Source organism: Rhodonellum sp. (genome assembly GCF_030656585.1).
Lineage (GTDB): Bacteria > Bacteroidota > Bacteroidia > Cytophagales > Cyclobacteriaceae > Rhodonellum > Rhodonellum psychrophilum.
Genome location: NZ_JAUSPP010000023.1, coordinates 37,550 through 57,563, shown reverse-complemented (window position 1 = coordinate 57,563; position 20,014 = coordinate 37,550). Strand labels below are relative to the sequence as shown.

The following is a 20,014-nucleotide window of genomic DNA, read 5'->3' as shown; positions in this document are numbered from 1 at the left end:
GTCCCACCTCTTCCCATCCCGAACAGAGAAGTTAAGCCCTGCAGCGCCGATGGTACTGGGGTTACTCCCGGGAGAGTAGGCCGCCGCCTTATTGTCATTCAGCTCCCACCCTAAACAGGTGGGAGCTTTTTGCGTTTTGAGGCTTTGGGTTTTTAGATTTTGGAGAGAGAATAGGTTTACAAACAAAGAAGTTTTTGATGGAATGGAACTGGATTAGATTTCTATATCCAAAGTTTCTAGGGTATTGATATTACGGACGTTTCATAGAACCTCCGTTGAATTTACCATCATTAATATCTTTACCATTCAGGTCTATTTATCCCGTGTTAACCAGTACCATTTCTATCCCTGTCTTAATTCAATTGATAGTCAGTTATTTACTTTTTTTAACTTTACCATATTGGCAATACAATTTACTCTTTCATTGATCTGATTTTCTTGAAGTTTCAACCCCTATTGGAAACCGTCATGCATATTTCTGGTTCAATGATCTCTAAGCCAAACCAAATCATCAAAATTGTTGATCTCGCAATTTGATATTTATTTTAAACAGTTTTTGATCATACATTCAAGCTTTGTCTAAGATTGACTTAAGGTTCTCACTCTTTATTCTGATCAATAATTTTTAAGGGATAAATCTTTCTTCGCTCCCACTTTACTTCTTCAATATTATCCAATCAATTAAATGTTTTACGCCTTTTTCGCTATAGCATTCATAATGAAAATAGCGGCTATCGATAGTTGCTGTTTTTTAATAAGTCTGAATATTGGTTTTTGGGTTTTTCCTGAATGATGTTTTTGGGATTTAGATTGATGGATGAGAGTTCATTCCAGTATATCCTCTTATTTTTTCAAATCCAGATAATCTACTGCCAAATAACTCATGACCTTAACACCAAGCAAAAAACCACTCTCATCGATCATGAAATCAGGAGTATGATGGGAGGGGGCCGTCACGGGGTTGCCACCTTTTGGCATGCCACCTAGAAAAATAAATAGTCCTGGTGCCTCTTTTTGAAAAAAACTGAAATCTTCGGCTCCTGTAATCGGTTCATGGTAGATTACATTCTCCTTACCGGCAGCATCATATAAGCTTGAAACCATTTTTAATGTCAGATCAGCATCATTTACCGTTGCAGGATAAAGTTCATCAATGCTTACCTTGGCACTAGCACCTGCACTTTGTGCGATTCCCACAGAAATTTCTTTAATCCTTTTATGGATCAATTCCTGTTGCTCGTCGGAATAGGTTCGGATCGTTCCGATCATATCCACTTTTTCAGGAATGATATTGTGACGGATCCCACCATGGATCGCTCCTATGGTCACTATCGCTGGGTGTTGGGTGATGTTGACATTTCTGCTCAAAATCGTCTGAAGACCCATTACAATCTGTGAAGCGGTCACAATTGGATCAACGGATGACCAAGGCGACGCTCCATGTGCCTGTCTTCCGTTCACCTCAATATTTAAATTGTCTACAGCGGCCATCGCTGGACCTGACCTGTATTTTATTGAACCCACTTCAGTTTGCGAATTGATGTGTAGGCCAAATATTGCATCCACGTCCTTCATTACACCTTCTTCCACCATTTGTTTGGCACCCCAACTGGTTACTCCCGGCTCTGTAATTCCTTCTTCTGCTGGCTGAAAAATAAATTTGACAGTTCCGGAAATTTCAGACTTCATGTCGGACAAGACTTCTGCCACGCCCATCAAAATGGCCACATGGGTGTCATGGCCACATGCGTGCATTACTCCTGTTTTCTGTCCGTTATATTCGGCAACTACCTGGGATCTGAAAGGAAGGTCATTCCTTTCAGGAACGGGTAAGGCATCCATGTCCGCTCTCAAAGCAACTGTTGGACCTGCTTTCCCACCTCTTAAAATCCCGACTACACCTGTCACGGCAATCCCTTCCTCTACTTCCATTCCCAAAGACCTTAAGTGGTCTGCTACGATTTTGGCTGTCCTGACTTCTTGGTTTCCCAATTCAGGATACTGGTGAAAATCCCTTCTCCAATCAATCACTTTGGCTTCAATGGAGCTTGCCTTTTTATCTATTTCTGGTTTCAATTTGGATTGACCAAATGAGAAACCAGTGGAAAGCAATAATAATATCAGTGTTTTTTTCATGGAAATAAGGTAAGATGGAAATGAGTGCCTTCTAAATTACACAAATAGCAGGATTAAAAAAATCCTGAATTAAAAGAAAAAGCTGTTACTAAATCACGAGTGTTGGCCTAAACCAGTTTTATTCCCATTAAATGGGCCTTTCAAAAATAGGCAGGTTGATTCTGGTAATATTCTTTTTTGTTTGGTCAATAAATCAAAATAGCCTTCATTTGACCGATCATTTGGCCGATTTCTCCATAAATACTGTCACCATTCTTAAAGTTCCGTAATCGTATTTCCCTGGATTTTCCTGACGGATTGCCCCAATATCTCCGGCATTTGATTTTAAGAGGTCCGATACTTCTTTGATGGTTTCCGGACTTAAATGAGCATGAATAGAAACCTTTCCCGCCGCTATTCCCTTCACCAAATGTCCTTTGATGGTCGATTCGGCTAATCCTCTGGCTTCTGCGATTTCCATGCTTGATTTACCATGTTGGCTCATATTGTAGGTGATTTCATAGGTTTCTCCTTTTTCCAATTTGATTTTTGGTGAGCCTTTTTCTTTTTTCTTTCGCCCAGTTTTGTTCTTTGAAAATTTAGGATTTGCTTTGGCTGCTTGTTTTGCCTGTTGGGCAAGGCTGATACGGAAATGAACCAATTCCCTGCTGATGGAATCCATCCTACCGATCTCCTCACCTTTCATGATGGCAGACACCAAAAAAGTAACTTTTTGAACGGCATTTATTTTCTTGAAGAGAATGACCTCAATCTCCGAAAGCCCCTCCAGATAATTCTTGGTTTTTGAAAATTGTTCCACCTCTCCAGCATGTGTTAAGAGCTTACTCAAACATTCCATTAGAATATTGGAATAGTATCCACTTCCTTTATTCAGGCGATCCATCAATTGGTTTTCTTCATTTTTCTGAAGAAGAAAAAATAGTTGGTTTTGAAATTTTTGAGAATTAGTTTCTTCCTTGATCAGGTCTTCCTGCAACAGTTTCATTGCATTTTTCATCTCTTGGTCTTCAAACTCCATACTGCTTTCAAACATTTTTGAAAAAGCGCTGATGGCTTGAATAATCTCCTGAAAATCAAATGTGCCTTGAAGGAGTTTTTCAACGTATTTCTTTTGGTGGATAACCAATAATCTATCAAGAGACTCTTGTTTATCGGTGTTTTTAGTGAAATTGACGACTTCTTGATCACTATAGATGGCGTTGGATTGAATACGGGTTTTTAATGTCAAACCTTCCAGTCCCCTTAGGCGACTGAGTGCGACATAAACTTGGCCCGACGCAAAAGCTTCTCCCACATCGATGATAGCCTTGTCAAAAGTCAGACCCTGACTTTTGTGCACGGTCACTGACCAAGCCAGTTTAACCGGATATTGCTCAAAAGTTCCAATTACCTGCTCTTCCAATTCTTTGGTAGCATCGTTGACCGCGTATTTTTTATTTTCCCAAACCTCTCTTTTGAGGGTGTATTCCAAATTGTTGTCAGCCATGAGTACTGTTATTTTCTCACCATTTATGGTTTTTACAAAAGCCATTTTGCCATTAAAAAAATCAGATAAACCACTTGTGTCGTTTTTAATAAACATTATTTGGGACCCTTCCTTCAATTCCAATGATTTTGGCAAAGGAAATAAGCTTTCCGGAAAATCCTTTTCAACAATTGCTTCAAAAAAATGGGATTTTGTTTTTAAGGATTCCAATTCTTTGCGATTGTGTTCCTCCGCTTTGTAATTGTGGGTGGTAATGACAATTGTATCCTTTAATGTTTTGATTTCTTCGGGAGTTTTGTAAAATTTATTGAGGAAGGAAATGTCTTCTTGTGTGGTTTTGTTGTTTCGGAGGTTATTGAGAATATGGATGAATTTCTCATCCTTTTGTCTAAAAATCTGATCCAATTCGACATATACCATTCCGGATACTTTAAGCGCAAGTGCTTCATAAAAGTGCATGCTTTTGTAAAATTTACCCAAAAGCTGCCATTCATGCTCCTTTACAATCGGCGGAAGCTGAAAAAGGTCTCCAATCATCAAAACTTGTGCCCCTCCAAAAGGCTCGTTGAAATTTCTCTTAACACTCTTCATCCGGTAGTCAATTGCATCTAAAACATCGGCTCTAAGCATACTCACCTCATCTATGATTAATAAATCAACAGATTTGAGGACGTTTTTTCTTGCGGAATTTAGGTTGTGCCTTTTCCCCAAGGTGTATTGGGTGTAGAAATTGGCATTGGTGCCAAAATTACCTTCGGGTTCTCGGGTAGGTAAAAAGCTTCCCAAGGGCAAAAGAAACTGAGAATGAATTGTCACGCCTTTGGCATGAAGGGCAGCGATACCCGTTGGCGCCAAGACAACATGGGTTTTATGTGTCAATTCGATCAGATTTCTCAGGAAGGTTGTTTTTCCAGTACCGGCCTTCCCCGTCAAAAATACAGGGCTGTTTGTACTGTTGATAAAATGTGCCGCAATTTCCAGCCTATCCGTTTTTAGAATTTCCATATGCTTAAAAATAAAACAAATTCCCAAAGCTCATGGTGGAATAAGCGTTTAAGTTCGTAAAGTTTTCAAAAAAACGTAACTTTGTCATTGATGGATAGTTGTCATACTAATTATTAAAACACGAACGAAATGTCCAAGAGCATATTGGTAACAGGTGGAACAAAAGGGATTGGAAGGGCAATCATAGAACGATTTGCCAAAGAAGGTTTTGATATCTATACCTGTTCAAGAAATGAATCCGAATTGTTGACGCTCAAGCAGGATATTGAAAGCCGTTTTCCGGATCAAAAGGTTTGGGTCAAAAAAGCTGATCTTTCCAAAAAAGAAGAAGTATTGGGTTTTGCAACTGCAGTAAAGGCTCAAGGTATTCCGGATGTCCTGATCAACAATACTGGCGTCTTTTTGCCTGGGGCAATCCACAGCGAGCAAGAAGGTAATTTTGAACTCATGATGGAAACCAATCTATATTCGGCCTATTACTTGACTCGGGCATTTACAGATGAATGGATCAAAAGGAAAAGTGGTCATATTTACTCTATTGGGTCCATAGCAGGACTTACCGCCTATGCCAATGGAGGGAGTTATGCCATTTCCAAATGGGCCATGCTGGGTTTTACCAAATGCTTGAGACAAGAATTGATGCCTTATAATATCAAGGTAACATCGATCCTTCCGGGAGCTACTTACACCGCAAGCTGGGAGGGGGTTGATTTGCCGATTGAAAGGTTCATAAAAGCAGAAGACGTTGCAGAAACTGTTTGGGCATCTTATAACCTTTCCCCGTTCTCAGTTGTTGAAGAAATAGTAATCAGACCCCAATTAGGGGATTTATAAGATCAGGATGGAAACCAAAGCGCTTTTTGACCCAATGAATTACTGCAATAGCCTTACGACTTACTCCAGGAGGAAGACTATCCCCGTGAAAGTTGGTGATGTATTCATCGGAGGAAATCACCCCATCGTAGTACAATCCATGACAACGGTGGATACCATGGATACTTTGGGGTCTGTGGAACAATGCATCCGAATGATCGAAAGTGGTTGTCAATTGATCAGGTTGACTGCACCTAGTATAAAAGAAGCAGAAAATCTCCAAAACATCAAGGATGAATTGAGGAAAAGAGGGTACAATACGCCTTTGGTGGCGGATATCCATTTCACCCCAAATGCCGCCGAAGTAGCCGCTAGGATTGTTGAAAAAGTGCGGATCAATCCTGGTAATTATGCAGACAAAAAGAAATTCGAAGTCATCGAATATACAGATGAAAGTTATCAAGAAGAACTGGATAGGATAAGGGAACGATTCCTTCCGTTGGTGAATATTTGCAAACAAAATGGCACTGCCATGAGAATAGGAACCAACCATGGTTCTCTTTCAGACAGGATCATGAGCAGATATGGGGATACGCCTCTGGGTATGGTTGAATCAGCCTTGGAGTTTTTAAGGATCTGCGAAGATGAAAATTATTTCGATATCGTCATTTCCATGAAATCCTCCAATACCCAGGTCATGGTACAGGCCTATAGATTGTTGGTCCAAAAGCTGGATGAAGGTGGCTTTAAACCCTATCCACTGCATTTGGGCGTGACGGAAGCGGGTGATGGAGAAGATGGCAGGATTAAATCTGCAGTTGGAATCGGTACTTTGCTGGAAGATGGCTTGGGTGATACCGTAAGGGTGTCCTTGACCGAGGATCCGGAATTAGAGGCTCCGGTAGGAAGGGAATTGGTGGATAGATACGAACATAGGGCTGGTCATCACCAGATAAAAGAAATTCAACATTACCCAATTTCTCCTTTTGAATACAACAAACGACAGACCTTGGAAATCTATAATTTCGGAGGAACAAATGTGCCAAGGGTAATTACCGATATTTCTTCCATTTCCCAGATTTCTGAAAGGGAAATGAAAAATCTTGGACACCATTATCTACCTGAATTGGACAAGTGGAAAATGAACGACCAAGGTTGTGATTATGTTTTTTCGGGAAGCAATCCCATCCCATTTATGTTGCCAAATGGAATGAAGGAAATCCAACATTTTCCCATTTGGTTGAAATCAGAAGATAAAATCAATAAGTTTCCAGCATTGAGTGCAAAGGAATTTAAGGAAGAAAAACATTTCCATACTGGATTGAATTTCCTTGTCTTGAATGACCAAGAAGTAGAAGGAATCATTCCCTATCTTGAGGAAAGAAAGGATGTAGTGATCATCCTGAAGAGTGAAAATGCACACAATATGCCTGCTCTGCGGAGGGCCTTTGTGGAATTGATCGAAGGAAATAATCAAATACCAGTGGTGGTACAGGTGAATTATCCTTTTGCAGATCCAGATAAGATCATGCTGTATGCGGCAACGGATGTAGGAGGTTTATTGGTGGATGGACTCGGGGAAGGGATCATGATTGCTTTGAATCATGATGAACAATATGAGAGGGTGAATATCCTGCAACAGGTAAAACTCCACAATTCAGTCAGTTTTGGGGTCTTGCAAGCTGCCAGAACAAGGATGTCAAAAACTGAATATATCAGCTGTCCTTCCTGTGGGAGAACTTTGTTTGACCTTCAGGAAACAACGGCTATGATCAGAAAACGTACAGACCATCTGAAAGGAATTAAAATCGGGATTATGGGTTGTATTGTCAATGGACCTGGGGAAATGGCAGATGCTGACTTTGGTTATGTAGGTTCCGGGAAGGGGAAAATAACCCTTTACAAAGGAAAGGAAGTGATCAAAAAGTCGGTTCCTTCTGAACGTGCCGTAGATGAATTGATCGAAATCATCCGGAAGGATGGAAGATGGATAGAACCAGAAGTATAAGTAAAATCAAATAATAGGGCTAAGACAAAGGGAAAATGGCAAATAGCAAAATCAAGGAGTTTTTCCAATTGGGAGAATTGGGTAATTATTTCTTCAGGGTTTTTCAAAAACCCGATCCAAACAAAAAAAACAACATCAATCTTCGCATGATGCATGGAATCAATAAGATATCCATTGTCATGTTCTTGGCGGCGATTATCATCTGGATAATCAAAAGACTCGCCTAATAAGAGCATTCGAAATTATTGTTCACCAATCCTTCTTACATCCAATTGAACAACTTGAAATGCTTCACGCATTTTGATAGATATGGGTTGAAAAAATGACCATCACTTTTTTTAGAGAATATTGTTTGTCCAAAAAAGGGGTGACGGAAGACACACCCTTTGATAAAAACACACTTTGTTTTAAGGTGGGAGGGAAGATATTCGCCATTATCGATATAGAACTTTTTGAAAGTGTGAATCTCAAGTGCGACCCGGAATGGGCAATTGAACTTAGGGAAAGGTACGATGGAATCGTTTCCGGTTTCCACATGAACAAGAAACACTGGAATACGGTGTTTTTTGGAAGGGATGTCGCAGATAAAATGATTTTGGAATTGGTGGATCATTCCTATGCGCTTATCTTTGACAACCTGCCCAAAAATACGCGGGAATCTTTACGCCCATGAGTTTTTTAATTGCCCGAAATATTTCAAAACAGTACGAAAACGAGCATTTAGCGCTAGATAATGTTTCCATTTCTTTGGAAAAAGGGAAGGTCATTTCCTTGATAGGAGAGAGTGGGTCTGGAAAAAGTACCTTGCTAAGGATATTGGCAGGTTTGGAAAACCAAGATTCGGGAGAAGTTTATTTGGGTGAAAAAGTGATCCAAAAACCGTCCGAAAGACTGGTCCCCGATTATGACGAGGTGAAATTGATCCATCAGGATTTCAGCTTGTATCCAAATTCTACCGTAAAGGAGAATATTGCTAGACCCTTGTTGAAATACGAAAAAGACTATGCTGAGCAAAGAATCGAGGAAATACTTGGTTTACTCAACTTGGATGCCCACAAGGACAAATTCCCAAGGCAGCTCTCTGGCGGTCAACAGCAAAAAGTCGCCATCGGAAGGGCATTGGGTCCAGAGCCGGAGCTTCTTCTACTGGACGAGCCGTTTAGTAATTTGGACATCATCCAAAAGCGTGAATTGATTTATGAACTTCGGGAGATTTTCGAAGTCCTCCAGATGACAGTTGTCTTTGTTACGCATGATTTGGATGATGCCTTACAGCTCAGTGATACATTGATTGTGATGGGCAAAGGAAAGATCCTACAGGAAGGGAATGCCGCGGAACTCAACACCCGTCCCAATAATTTGTATGTGGCAAAGTTGTTCAGTCCACTCAACCCTATTCCCGGAATGGAAAACACCTTTGTTCGCCCTTCAGATTTGACGCTTTTGAAATCCAATGGGATCAAATGCAGAGTGTTGGTGAGTCAATACTTGGCGCAGTTTAATTTATTGACTGTCAGACTTGAAACATCCGGTGAAATATGGAAGGTCCAAGACAACCAGCGAAGATTTGAAGTGGGCAAAATCCTTTGGCTAAGATATGATGAAGACAAATTGTTGCGTTTTTGAATTCCGTTCCTGCCCAAATCCAAAAAAAATTAGATTATAATTTTTCCCTGGATTTTTTTGGAGTCGGAATAGTGTATTTGGGATAGTCCAAGAATAAAAAAACCCTTCTCCTTGGCGTTTGGACCAAAAAAAAGGGCTCTTCAAAATCAAGACCGTTTAGTCATTGTCATGGTCAACGCCATGCTCACCATGGATATGACCGTGTTCGATTTCTTCGGGACTTGCTTCCCGAACTTCAAATATCTCTCCCTCAAAATGCAGATCAAATCCCACAAGTGGATGGTTGAAATCCAGTAAAACCTCTTCGCCAAGGTCTTTTAAGACTTTTGCTTGCATCGGATATCCATTTTCATCCATCAAGGGAAGGAAATTACCTTCTTCCAGCATCTCAGGCTCAAATCCATTTTCATTTGAAAATTGGTTTTTGGGCATTGACATGATCAAGTCCTCTTGCGCTTCACCATATGCTTCGGTGACAAGTAGGACAAAACTGAAAGTCTCCCCAACTTTTTTTCCGGCAATTTCTGCTTCGAATTTTTCCGGCAAGCCACTATTGCCAAACAAAAAATAAAAAGGATCTTCTTGGTCCCTGACTTCCACGCTAAATGGAACAGATTCTATTGCCTCCTCGTCCTTACTGACCTTTAATTCAAAAGTTATTCCGACTACTGTGTTTGTTGCTATTTCCATTTTTTATCGATTTGTCCCAAAGTTAGGGATTTTGATTTTATTTGTGCCAAAGAGACCTGGGATTCAAGCTATTTTATGGCTCCATTTATCATGATTGCCATGATGGAGAGCATTGTTAAAACAAAACATAAATATATCCAAACCCATCTTTTTTGAACCGTAAAAAAAACAGATAACAGAAACAGCGTAAAAAAGAGCAATCCAGAAATCAGGGTGACACTAAGATAGAGGGCCTCAGATTCGTGAAAGTAGGGGTATTCCGATTCAATGGAGGGTTTTAAAAGCAACTCCTTCTTTAGCAATGCAAAATTGACCCATTCCTTTAAGTAGGAAAAAGCAAAAATGCCAGAGGTTAAAATGGCTGCAAAGGAAATAAAAAATTTATTCATGACATATCCAAAAGGCTATCTTGATAGAGAAGAATTTCATATCAAGATAGCCCTGAATTTTAGGGTTAAAGGACAATATTGATGATTTTTCCAACCACAACAATCACCTTTTTTGGAGATTTCCCTTCCATCCACTTAAGGACTGTTTCGTTTTCCAAGGCAATTTTTTCAATTTGCTCTTTGGAGAGGTTCAGAGGGAGTGGAAGTTTAGCTCTCATTTTCCCATTGATAGACACTGGATATTCGTGGTTGTTTTCAACCAAGAATTCTTTTTGAAAAACAGGGAAGGAGGCATGTGTAATTGAGTTTTCTTGACCTAACAATGACCAAAGTTCTTCCGCGATATGAGGAGCATAGGGTGAAAGCAAGATTACCAAAGGTGTCAAAATCTCTCTTTTGTTGCATTTAAGGGCAGAAAGCTCATTCACACAGATCATAAATGAAGACACAGAAGTGTTGAACGAATAATTATCCAAATCCTCTTGGGTCTTTTTAATGGTTTTGTGAAGTGTTTTCAATTCTTCTTGAGTCGCTGGTTCTTCGGAAACCCCAAAATCGCCTTGCTTGTCTTGAAAAAGTCTCCATAATTTTTTCAGGAATTTGGAAACGCCATCAATGCCATTGGTGTTCCAGGGCTTAAATTGCTCCAAAGGACCCAAGAACATTTCGTAAAGCCTCAAAGTATCTGCCCCATATCTCTCGATGATGTCATCGGGGTTTACAACGTTGTACTTGGATTTGGACATTTTTTCCACTTCCGCTCCGCAGAAGTATTTTCCGTCTTCCAAGATAAATGTTGCGCCTGCAAGATCGGGTCTCCAAGTTTTGAATTTTTCAATATCCAATTGATCATTGTGGACGATATTTACATCTACATGGATGGCAGAAGTTTCATACTGATCGATCAATCCCAAACTTACATAGGTGTTGGATCCTTTTATTCTGTAGACAAAGTTGGATCTTCCCTGAATCATCCCCTGGTTGATCATTTTTTGGAAGGGCTCTTCGATGCCTACTGCTCCAATGTCAAACAGGAATTTGGTCCAAAATCTGGAATAGAGCAAATGGCCTGTAGCATGTTCCGCTCCTCCGATATAGAGATCAACAGCCCCCCAATATTTTGAAATCTCGGGATCCACGAATTTATTTTCATTCTTGGCATCCATGTATCTGAAGAAATACCAGCTTGATCCTGCCCAGCCGGGCATGGTGCTTTTTTCCAATGGGAATTCGCCCTCAGCTGTTTTGTAGGTCCAATGTGCAGCTCTGGCCAAAGGTGGTTCCCCATCTTCCGTTGGTAAATATTTATCCACCTCTGGCAATACCAAAGGCAAGTCTTTTTCTTCTATCAAATAAGGCAATCCCTCTTTGAAATAAACAGGAAGGGGTTCTCCCCAATAGCGCTGACGCGTGAAAATGGCATCGCGCATCCTGTATTGGATTTTTCCCTTGCCGATTTTCTTTTCCTCGAGAAATTCGATGGCCTTGACCATGGCATCCTTCATCCACAATCCGGAAAGAATGCCTGAATTGATGATGAGCCCACCTTTTCCTGGAAAAGAACCGTTTTCCATGCTTCCGTCTATCACCTGTCTGATTTCCAGACCAAAATGTTTGGCGAAATTGAAATCCCTTTCGTCATGTGCAGGCACGGCCATGACAGCGCCTGTCCCATAGCCAGCCAGTACATAATCGGCTATCCAAATCTGGATTTCCTCCCCATTGAACGGATTGATGGCATAAGAACCGGTAAATGCACCGGATATTGTTTTCACGTCGCTCATTCGATCCCTTTCGGATCTGTTTTTTGCGCCTTCTATGTAGGCCGAGGCATTTTCTTTTTCCGCGGGGGTCAATAGTTCGTTTACCAATTCATGCTCTGGAGCCAAAGCCAAATAAGTAACACCAAAAATAGTATCGACTCTTGTCGTAAAAACTTTTATTTCTTTGTCATGTCCCTTGATCTGGAATACCATTTCTGCACCAATGGATTTCCCAATCCAATTGCGCTGCATTTCTTTTATGGGATCTGTCCAGTCAAGCGTATCCAGCCCAACCAAAAGACGTTCTGCATATGCCGTGATTCTCATGCTCCACTGCATCATCTTCTTTCGTTCCACTGGGTGGCCTCCTCTTTCGGAAAAACCATCTTTCACCTCATCATTGGAAAGCACGGTGCCCAGTGCAGCACACCAATTGACGGTCGTCTCTGCCAAAAATGTCAATCGATATTGCAAGAGGATTTCCTGTTGAATCCTTTCAGGAAAAGTTTTCCACTCGTCTGCAGAAAATAGAGTTGGGTTTTCATCACAAACGGCATGAACCTTTGAATTTCCACTTTCTTCGAATTTTTCAATCAGAGCGTGTATGCTTTTTGCTTTGTCCTCGGATTTGTCATAATAGCTGTTGAAAAGCTGCATGAAGATCCATTGGGTCCACCGGTAATAGGAGGGGTCGGAAGTCCTTACCTCTTTGCTCCAATCAAATGAAAAACCTATATTCTTAAGTTGCTCAGTGTATCTTTTGATATTTTCTTCAGTGGTGATGGCAGGATGCTGCCCAGTCTGTATGGCATATTGCTCGGCAGGAAGACCAAAAGAATCATACCCCATTGGATGAAGGACATTGTAGCCTTGTAGTCTTTTGAACCTACTGACAATGTCAGAAGCAATGTAACCCAGTGGGTGACCTACATGGAGTCCTGCCCCTGAAGGATAGGGGAACATGTCAAGGGAATAGAACTTGGGCTTTTTGGGATCAACCTTAGCATTGAAAATCTGGTTTTGTTCCCAGTATGCCTGCCACTTTTTTTCTATTTCCTGAAAATTATACTCAGACATTTTTGGTAAATGGTTTAGTTTTTTAACGATTGTTTGCAAAAATAGAAAAAAAGATGGGAAATGGTTGAGGATTTGAGAGAATAGAGGGAAATGAAATATCATTCTGGCGCATATAATAAACCTAATACCAGCAATATTCCTTTCCTAAAAACACTCCGATTTTACCACCACCTGAAGCGTTTTTCATAGATTCGATCCCTGAAGATCCAGTTGTCCCAAATGTCAGGAGAAAGGTAGATTTCTAGGCCGATATTGAATCCCAGATAGCCATCAAACTTTTCAGTCAAACCGGAACCTCGTCTCACACGGCCGTTGTTCCGAAGAATTTTATCAATATCAGGTTCCCCGTTTTCTTTGACAAAATCGGGGTTTCTAATGGCCAAACGGAGTCTGTCCGGGTTAGTTCCATTTCCATTTACCCCATAATCATTGACCAGGTCCAAATAGAATTCCTTGACATTATACGCGCTGATATCATCCATGTAATCCGTCAATGTCCATCGATAATTCATTTCGACAATCATATCCATATACACGTTGATTTTGTATTTCATTCCCAAGCCTGTAGGAAAAACCATGATGAATTTTTCATATGGATTGTTCTCTAACTGATAGGGCCTGAGTGATACCCACTCCCCACGGAGCTGTGTTTTAGGGTCATTCGAAGAAACGCCTATACCGGCAAATGCATAAAGATTGAAAAGGTGTCGGGTGATGTTGTAAAGTTTTACTGGTTTGAGATGGTATTCGCCGATTAAGGAAGCTTCCCAATTTTGGGCCCTGAAATGGAGATTTCTGGGTGGGCGGTTACTCCTTGGATCAGCAGGGGGATCTTGTCCCGAAATCTTATAGTAAGAAAATTCTGCCCTTGCCTTGATTCTCGTTCCCATTGTATACCTGGCGGCAATGTTTGCGTTGAAATCCGGTTGTATACCTTCGTTGTATTTCCAGAGAGAATACAATTCACCAAAATACTGCGTAGGACCCAAAGAAGCTGAAACAGACCATGGCGCTTCAAATTTATACCGGTTGAAACTTTGAGAGAAAGCCACATGAGTAAATGCCCACAGAAAAGTAAGTAGAATTATTTTTCTCATTTATTCATGGTTGGAAATCCACAGTCCTGAGACTTTGTTTGGAAATAATTAAGCTTCACGAAAATAATATTAATTTTTTAATTTATCCATGCCTGAAACAATATGAATGTCTCTTTGTGGAAATGGAATCTCTACGCCTTCCTCACTGAAACGCCTGAAAATCTCATAATACAATTGGCTTTTCAGGACTTTTGGTTTGCTGGTGAACTCGGATGTCCAGACCCTTAGGAAAAAATTGAGGCTGTTGTCACCAAATTCATCAAAGAGAACATCGGGTTTCGGGGATTTCAAAATACCATCATGTCTATTCGCAACCTCAATGAGGATTTCCTTGATCTTGGCTGGGTTTTCCTTATAAGAAACGCCCACTGGAAAATTAAATCGGATCTTGGAGTCATTGTGGGACCAGTTGATGACCTGACTGTCGATAAACTGGCTGTTTGGGATGATGACACTGATGTTGTCATTGGTGACAATGGTAGTGGACCTGGCCGAAATGAGAATTACATCACCCGAAATATCTCCCACTTCGATTCTGTCGCCAACCTTAATGGGCTGTTCAAAGAGAATGATCAGACCGCTAATGAAATTATTGGTGATATTCTGAAGTCCAAAGCCGATACCAACACCTACGGCACCCGCAAGAATCCCAAAGGCACTCAGGTCAATACCGTTGGTCTGAAGGATTGAAAAAAGCCCTGCTATAATAAGGATGTACTTCACAATGGTGGCTACGGACTGCCTTGTTCCTGGCCCAATATTGTATTTGACCAATATTTTGGTGACCAATATTTTTTTCACCCATTCAGAGACTACGAAAAGAAAAACGATTGAAAAGACAAGGGTGAGCAGCAAACCAAGCGTCAGATTGGATTCTCCCATCGAGAAAAGCCTAAGATTCATAAAATCATTAAAAAATTCCAAAATATTGGAAAACCCCTCTTTTTTCACTTCGCTTGACTTTTCTTCCATGATATATTGATTTTCAACAGTTAAATTTCCTCTGAAATATAACTTGAATATGATATAAATAAAATTGGGATGAATATTGTTTACAATCGAAAGATAGTATGGCTTGGGATTAGAGAAACTGAATTTTTAAAATAAATGATTGAATTTTAATTAATTTTGCGGCATGAGTAAACATAAGGAAGAATTAGAACATCGATTAAAGTTAAGGAATATAAAACTATCTGATTACGATGATATTAGGGAAATCATGGTTTCCATTTATAAGAACGAAGGTGGGGCATGGACGAGGGAAGAACTTAAAAATCAATTGAAGGCCTTTCCTGAAGGTCAGATTTGTATAGAGGACAATGGGAAAGTAGTCGCGGCAGCTCTCAGTCTGGTTGTGGATTATGCCAAATTTGGAGACAATCACACTTATGATCAAATCACTGGTTTCGGAAAATTTGACACCCATGACAATGATGGAGACACACTATATGGTACTGATGTTTTTGTAAGCGGGGAATACCGCGGAATGAGATTGGGCCGAAGATTATATGATGCGAGAAAAGAGCTTTGCGAAAATCTGAACTTAAGGTCGATCATTGCAGGTGGCAGGATCCCCGGGTATTCCAAATATGCGGATCAAATGTCTCCAAGAAAATACATAGACATGATCAAAAGCAAAGAGATTTTTGATCCCGTTCTTTCCTTTCAGTTGGCCAACGAATTTCACGTCCGAAAGGTCATTACCAAATATCTGCCCGAAGACAAGGATTCCAGAGCTTTTGCCACACTTCTGGAATGGATCAATATTTATTACGAAAAAGAGGAAAAGCTGATCGGAAATAAAAAGTCCATCGTTCGCTTGGGTTTGGTGCAATGGAAAATGCGTAGATTCAACAATGTGGATGACCTGATGCAGCAGGTTGAATTTTTTGTGGACACCATTTCTGGATACAAATCAGATTTTTGCCTTTTGCCGGAATTCTTCAATGCACCGCTATTGGCAGAATTCAATGACATGGACGCCTCAGAATCCATCCGCCACGTGGCGGAATATACAGATGAGATCGTCACCAGAATGAGGGATCTGGCTCTTTCTTACAATGTGAACATCATCGCCGGAAGTATGCCGGAATATGATGGCAAGAAACTCCGGAACGTAAGTTACCTCTGCCGAAGGGATGGGACAACTGACAAGCAATACAAGCTGCATATCACTCCCGACGAACAGTCCTATTGGGGACTTCAGGGTGGAAACGGCATTAAGGTTTTTGATACGGATGCCGGAAGGATCGGTATTTTGATCTGTTACGATGTGGAATTCCCTGAATTGGGTAGGATACTTGCCGAGCAGGAAATGGATATACTGTTTGTTCCTTTTTGGACAGATACCAAGAATGCATTCCTTCGGGTCAGCACATGTGCCAAGGCAAGAGCAGTAGAAAATGAGTGTTATGTGGCCATTACCGGTTCTGTAGGGAATCTCCCAAGGGTGGAAAACATGGATATTCAATATTCTCAGGCAGCTATTTATTCGCCTTCTGACTTTTCCTTCCCTCATGATGCCGTCGTTGCTCAAGCCTCAGTCAATGCGGAGACTACGATTGTTGCCGATGTTGATTTGGATTTGTTGACCAAGCAACGAAAAGCGGGGAGTGTTAGGAATTTGGACCAGCGAAGGTTGGATCTTTATTCCATCCAATGGAAGAAAAAGAAATAAGATGCAGAATTATTTATCGGGTCTTACCGAAAGTATTAAGAAAAAAGCCTGCAAAATCAAGCTGATCATCACCGACGTGGATGGCGTTTTGACAGATGGTGGAATCATCTACGATGACAATGGGCTGGAATACAAGCGGTTCAATGTCAAAGATGGGCTGATCGTTCATCACCTCAGGAAAAACGGGATCAAAATCGGGGCAATCACCGGAAGGAATTCCAAAGTAGTCGCAGATCGCTGTGACGAATTGAATTTTGATTTCCACTACCATGGAGTCAAAGACAAGGGTCAAAAACTGGAAGAGGTTTTGAAAGATCTTGGCTTTTCCCATGATGAAGTGGCTTATTTGGGTGATGATTTGATTGACCTTCCAATTTTGACTTTGGTTGGACTGGCCGTTTGTCCGGCCGATGCCCTTCCCTATATTCAGGAAAGAGTGCATTTTGTGTCTTCCCGGAATGGTGGGGAGGGAGTCTTCCGGGAGCTTGGAGATCTTATCCTAGAATCCAAAGGTTTATTGTCTGGAATTATTGAAAATTTAGTAGCTAAAAAACATGAATAGATTTACCCAGCCCATGAAAATCACGGAAAATGTGATTTTGGGGAAAGAAAAACCAGTTTTGTTTGCGGGACCTTGTGCCGTGGAAAGTTTTGACATCTGCATAGAAATAGGAAGTACGGTAAAAGCATTGGCCGAAAAATTCGGGTTTTCCTATGTGTTCAAGGCATCCTTTGATAAGGCAAACAGAACCTCTTCTGGATCATTTCGGAGCATTGGTATGGACAAGTCTTTGGAGGTGCTTCAAAGAGTCGGAAGGCAATTGAACGTTCCATTGGTTACCGATATCCACGAAAGCTACCAAGCCGCGGAAGTGGCTGAAGTGGTGGACGTTCTGCAGATACCTGCATTTTTATGTCGCCAAACAGACCTTCTTTTGGCCGCGGGAAATACAGGTAAGGCAGTAAAGATCAAAAGGGGGCAATTTATGGCTCCTGAAGATATGGAGTATGCCGTGTCAAAAGTCAGGTCCACCGGAAATGAAAATGTTTGTTTGACGGAAAGAGGATTTTCTTTGGGATACCATAATCTTGTCGTGGACATGAGAGCCTTGCCGATCATGAGACAGTTTGCTCCAGTTGTTTTTGATATTACCCATAGCGTCCAACAGCCGGGCGGACAAGGCGGGACAAGTGGAGGCCAGCGGGAATTTGCGCCGTTTTTGGCAAGGGCTGCTGCGGCTACCGGAATCGATGGGTTTTTTATCGAGACCCATCCGGAACCTGCCAAAGCCTTGAGTGATGGACCAAATCTCATTCCTCTGCACAGAATGGAAGCTTTTCTGGAAATGCTGAAAGAATCTTGGGAAATGGGAAGAAAATACCAAGACTTCAACGTCGAATAAAGGCCTTCTGAATAGGATATTCCAACTACTTTCATTTTTTAATATCTGAGAAACTTATTCTTTCAAAAATTTGCGGTGCAGAGTAGAATTGTTGCCCAGACAACATTTCTATTCTGCACCCATAAAGTTTCCTGAGGGATTAATTGTCAAGCTTAATCATGTACAGTGCCGAAGCAAATTGACCATTTGCTTCTTTCCATTAAATCCTTTTTGAATTGAAAGCGGAATACACTTTATTTACTTCCAAAAGACACCCAATATGAATATTTACCCATTTCTGAAGACCGGTTTGTTGGCCACCGGTTTTACAATTTTAACATCACTTTCTTTCGCGCAATCTTGGGAGGTCTACGATCAAAATTTCCAATTGACTTCAAGGATAGAGTTTGATCACATCAGCATATTGGGGGAATCCGTGAGGATAAGTTCCATGGGAAATGAACTCAACCTATTGGGAAAGGATTACCGCTCTTTTTTAAACCTCAAGGGTGAATCGGTTTACCAATACCTAGAACCTTGGATCATTGTCAAGGGACCAAAAGGTTTGGGGGCATTTCATGAGTATGGTGAAGAGGTTTTTCCTTTGGAATATGATGACATTCAGATTTTTTACACCAAGCTTTTGGCCCAAAAAGGAAATGCATTTTGGGTATATGATCGCGTCAAAAAGAGCACAGTTTCCATAGGGACATTTGATCAAGCTCTTTTGGCCAAAAATGGCCAAGTGATCGCTCAAAATGAAAAAGGTTTTTTTCTCCCTTTGTCAAAAAATCCGGGCAAGGTTTTCAAAAAGCTTCTTGAGGTCAATGAAAACTTTCTGATTTCTGATGAGGATACAGGTTTTGGTTTGATCAATCGGGAAGGGGAGTATATTCTTGAACCGATCATTGATGAATTGACACATCTGGAGGAGAATTACTTCTACGCATTTGATGGCAAACAATATATGTTGATCAAAGCAAGGGAAGAGAGGGCTGATATTAAATATACCTCCTTTCATAAAATCACCTTGGGGCAAAACAACATGATGCTGGAATATATCCATGGCAAACTGCGCAGGGTCATGGACAATGAAGGCATACTTTTGGATCAAACCGGAATGGAAAAAGTGACTCAGGTGGGATATAAAAAATACAATGTTTACCTGAGGGACAAAAGTGTAGGTCTATTGGGAGAAGGCGGTTGGCTTGTGAATCCTGTTTTGAACTTAGAAACTATTTTACCGGGAAAGGAAAACCTTTATGGTGCAAAAAAAGAAGGGAAATACGGATTTATCAATAAATCCGGACAAATACTGATCGAAAACAGGTTCGATGAGATATCAGTTTTTTCGGAGGGATTGGCCGCAGTGAAGCGCAATGGATTGTGGGGTTTTGTGAATAAAGCAGATCAAATAATCGTTACTCCGCAATTTGAGGAAGTACTTGACTTTCACAATGGGCTATCTGTTGTCAAGCAAAACGGGAAATCAAATTTGATCGATAAAAATGGGGGTGTGCTTTTGGGAAACTGGTATTCTCGCATTTCAATTGCTCCTGATAATTATTTCATAACGGAGGAAAACGGTCTTTTTGGATTGATAGACGCCTCCGGCTTGGAGATAGTGGGGCCCAAATTTAACGAACTGAGAAGGGAGACCCAAGATAAAATAGTGGTGAAGATGGGAGATAAATTTGGTGTGATGGACGAATCCGGAAATTATTCCTTACCGATTTATTACAAAAACATAATATTTGATCAAGGCACCAATAAAATTCTGGTGGAAGATCAATATCAATTTATGCCTGCAGCGGCAGTCGAAAAAGAGATTAAAAAGAAAAGAGGGGTTTGAAACCCCTCTTTTT

15 protein-coding genes and 1 rRNA gene are annotated in these 20,014 nt (G+C 40.8%); 10 read left to right on the top strand and 6 right to left on the bottom strand.

Features of this window, described 5'->3' with window-relative positions:
* Positions 1-92, top strand: a 5S ribosomal RNA gene (gene rrf, locus Q7J63_RS05130); the annotation flags it as partial.
* Between the two features lie 751 nt (positions 93-843).
* On the opposite strand, the gene Q7J63_RS05125 is transcribed toward rrf, so the two are convergent.
* Both Q7J63_RS05125 and Q7J63_RS05120 read right to left on the bottom strand, forming a co-directional pair.
* Positions 844-2,136: an amidohydrolase gene (locus Q7J63_RS05125; RefSeq protein ID WP_304884489.1), complete on the bottom strand. Its 1,293-nt coding sequence runs from the start codon at positions 2,134-2,136 to the stop codon at positions 844-846.
* Positions 2,137-2,353: 217 nt separating this feature from the next.
* Entirely contained in the window at positions 2,354-4,627 is a 2,274-nt protein-coding gene (locus tag Q7J63_RS05120) for a helix-turn-helix domain-containing protein (RefSeq protein ID WP_304884487.1), read from the bottom strand.
* A gap of 129 nt (positions 4,628-4,756) precedes the next feature.
* On the opposite strand from Q7J63_RS05120, the gene Q7J63_RS05115 reads away from it, so the two are divergent.
* The 5 genes from Q7J63_RS05115 to Q7J63_RS05095 all read left to right on the top strand — a co-directional run bounded on the left by Q7J63_RS05115 (position 4,757) and on the right by Q7J63_RS05095 (position 9,074).
* A complete protein-coding gene (locus tag Q7J63_RS05115; RefSeq protein WP_019599167.1) occupies positions 4,757-5,461 on the top strand; it encodes an SDR family oxidoreductase in 705 nt (234 codons plus the stop codon).
* Between the two features lie 7 nt (positions 5,462-5,468).
* Positions 5,469-7,448 carry a (E)-4-hydroxy-3-methylbut-2-enyl-diphosphate synthase gene (gene ispG, locus Q7J63_RS05110; protein WP_304884485.1) on the top strand — a complete coding sequence of 660 codons (1,980 nt, stop codon included), beginning with the start codon at positions 5,469-5,471 and terminating at the stop codon, positions 7,446-7,448.
* A gap of 35 nt (positions 7,449-7,483) precedes the next feature.
* A complete protein-coding gene (locus Q7J63_RS05105; protein WP_019599169.1) occupies positions 7,484-7,675 on the top strand; it encodes a DUF6728 family protein in 192 nt (63 codons plus the stop codon).
* Positions 7,676-7,770: 95 nt separating this feature from the next.
* Positions 7,771-8,121: an MmcQ/YjbR family DNA-binding protein gene (locus Q7J63_RS05100; protein ID WP_019599170.1), complete on the top strand. Its 351-nt coding sequence runs from the start codon at positions 7,771-7,773 to the stop codon at positions 8,119-8,121.
* Positions 8,118-9,074, top strand: a complete 957-nt coding sequence (locus Q7J63_RS05095) for an ABC transporter ATP-binding protein (RefSeq protein WP_304884482.1) — start codon at positions 8,118-8,120, stop codon at positions 9,072-9,074. Before Q7J63_RS05100 ends, Q7J63_RS05095 begins: the two co-directional genes overlap by 4 nt.
* Before the next feature lie 156 nt (positions 9,075-9,230).
* Here Q7J63_RS05095 and Q7J63_RS05090 read toward each other — a convergent pair whose 3' ends face one another.
* The 4 genes from Q7J63_RS05090 to Q7J63_RS05075 form a co-directional block, all read right to left on the bottom strand.
* Positions 9,231-9,764 carry a peptidylprolyl isomerase gene (locus Q7J63_RS05090; protein ID WP_304884480.1) on the bottom strand — a complete coding sequence of 178 codons (534 nt, stop codon included), beginning with the start codon at positions 9,762-9,764 and terminating at the stop codon, positions 9,231-9,233.
* Between the two features lie 454 nt (positions 9,765-10,218).
* Entirely contained in the window at positions 10,219-12,993 is a 2,775-nt protein-coding gene (leuS, locus tag Q7J63_RS05085; RefSeq protein ID WP_304884478.1) for a leucine--tRNA ligase, read from the bottom strand.
* 161 nt (positions 12,994-13,154) lie between these two features.
* The gene (locus Q7J63_RS05080; RefSeq protein ID WP_304884476.1) at positions 13,155-14,090 is read right to left on the bottom strand and encodes a hypothetical protein; all 936 of its coding nucleotides are present in this window, start codon (positions 14,088-14,090) and stop codon (positions 13,155-13,157) included.
* A gap of 69 nt (positions 14,091-14,159) precedes the next feature.
* Positions 14,160-15,062, bottom strand: a complete 903-nt coding sequence (locus tag Q7J63_RS05075; RefSeq protein WP_304884474.1) for a mechanosensitive ion channel family protein — start codon at positions 15,060-15,062, stop codon at positions 14,160-14,162.
* A gap of 163 nt (positions 15,063-15,225) precedes the next feature.
* Here Q7J63_RS05075 and Q7J63_RS05070 point away from each other — a divergent pair, with 163 nt between their 5' ends.
* From Q7J63_RS05070 to Q7J63_RS05055, 4 genes are all read left to right on the top strand, one after another.
* Complete coding sequence (locus tag Q7J63_RS05070) at positions 15,226-16,767, top strand: bifunctional GNAT family N-acetyltransferase/carbon-nitrogen hydrolase family protein (RefSeq protein ID WP_022582146.1); 1,542 nt, start codon at positions 15,226-15,228, stop codon at positions 16,765-16,767.
* A 1-nt stretch (position 16,768) separates the two neighbouring features.
* A complete protein-coding gene (locus Q7J63_RS05065) occupies positions 16,769-17,329 on the top strand; it encodes an HAD family hydrolase (RefSeq protein WP_019599179.1) in 561 nt (186 codons plus the stop codon).
* Positions 17,322-18,170, top strand: a complete 849-nt coding sequence (kdsA, locus tag Q7J63_RS05060; RefSeq protein ID WP_019599180.1) for a 3-deoxy-8-phosphooctulonate synthase — start codon at positions 17,322-17,324, stop codon at positions 18,168-18,170. Before Q7J63_RS05065 ends, kdsA begins: the two co-directional genes overlap by 8 nt.
* A gap of 259 nt (positions 18,171-18,429) precedes the next feature.
* Complete coding sequence (locus Q7J63_RS05055; RefSeq protein WP_304884470.1) at positions 18,430-20,001, top strand: WG repeat-containing protein; 1,572 nt, start codon at positions 18,430-18,432, stop codon at positions 19,999-20,001.
* The last annotated feature ends 13 nt before the right edge of the window (positions 20,002-20,014 follow it).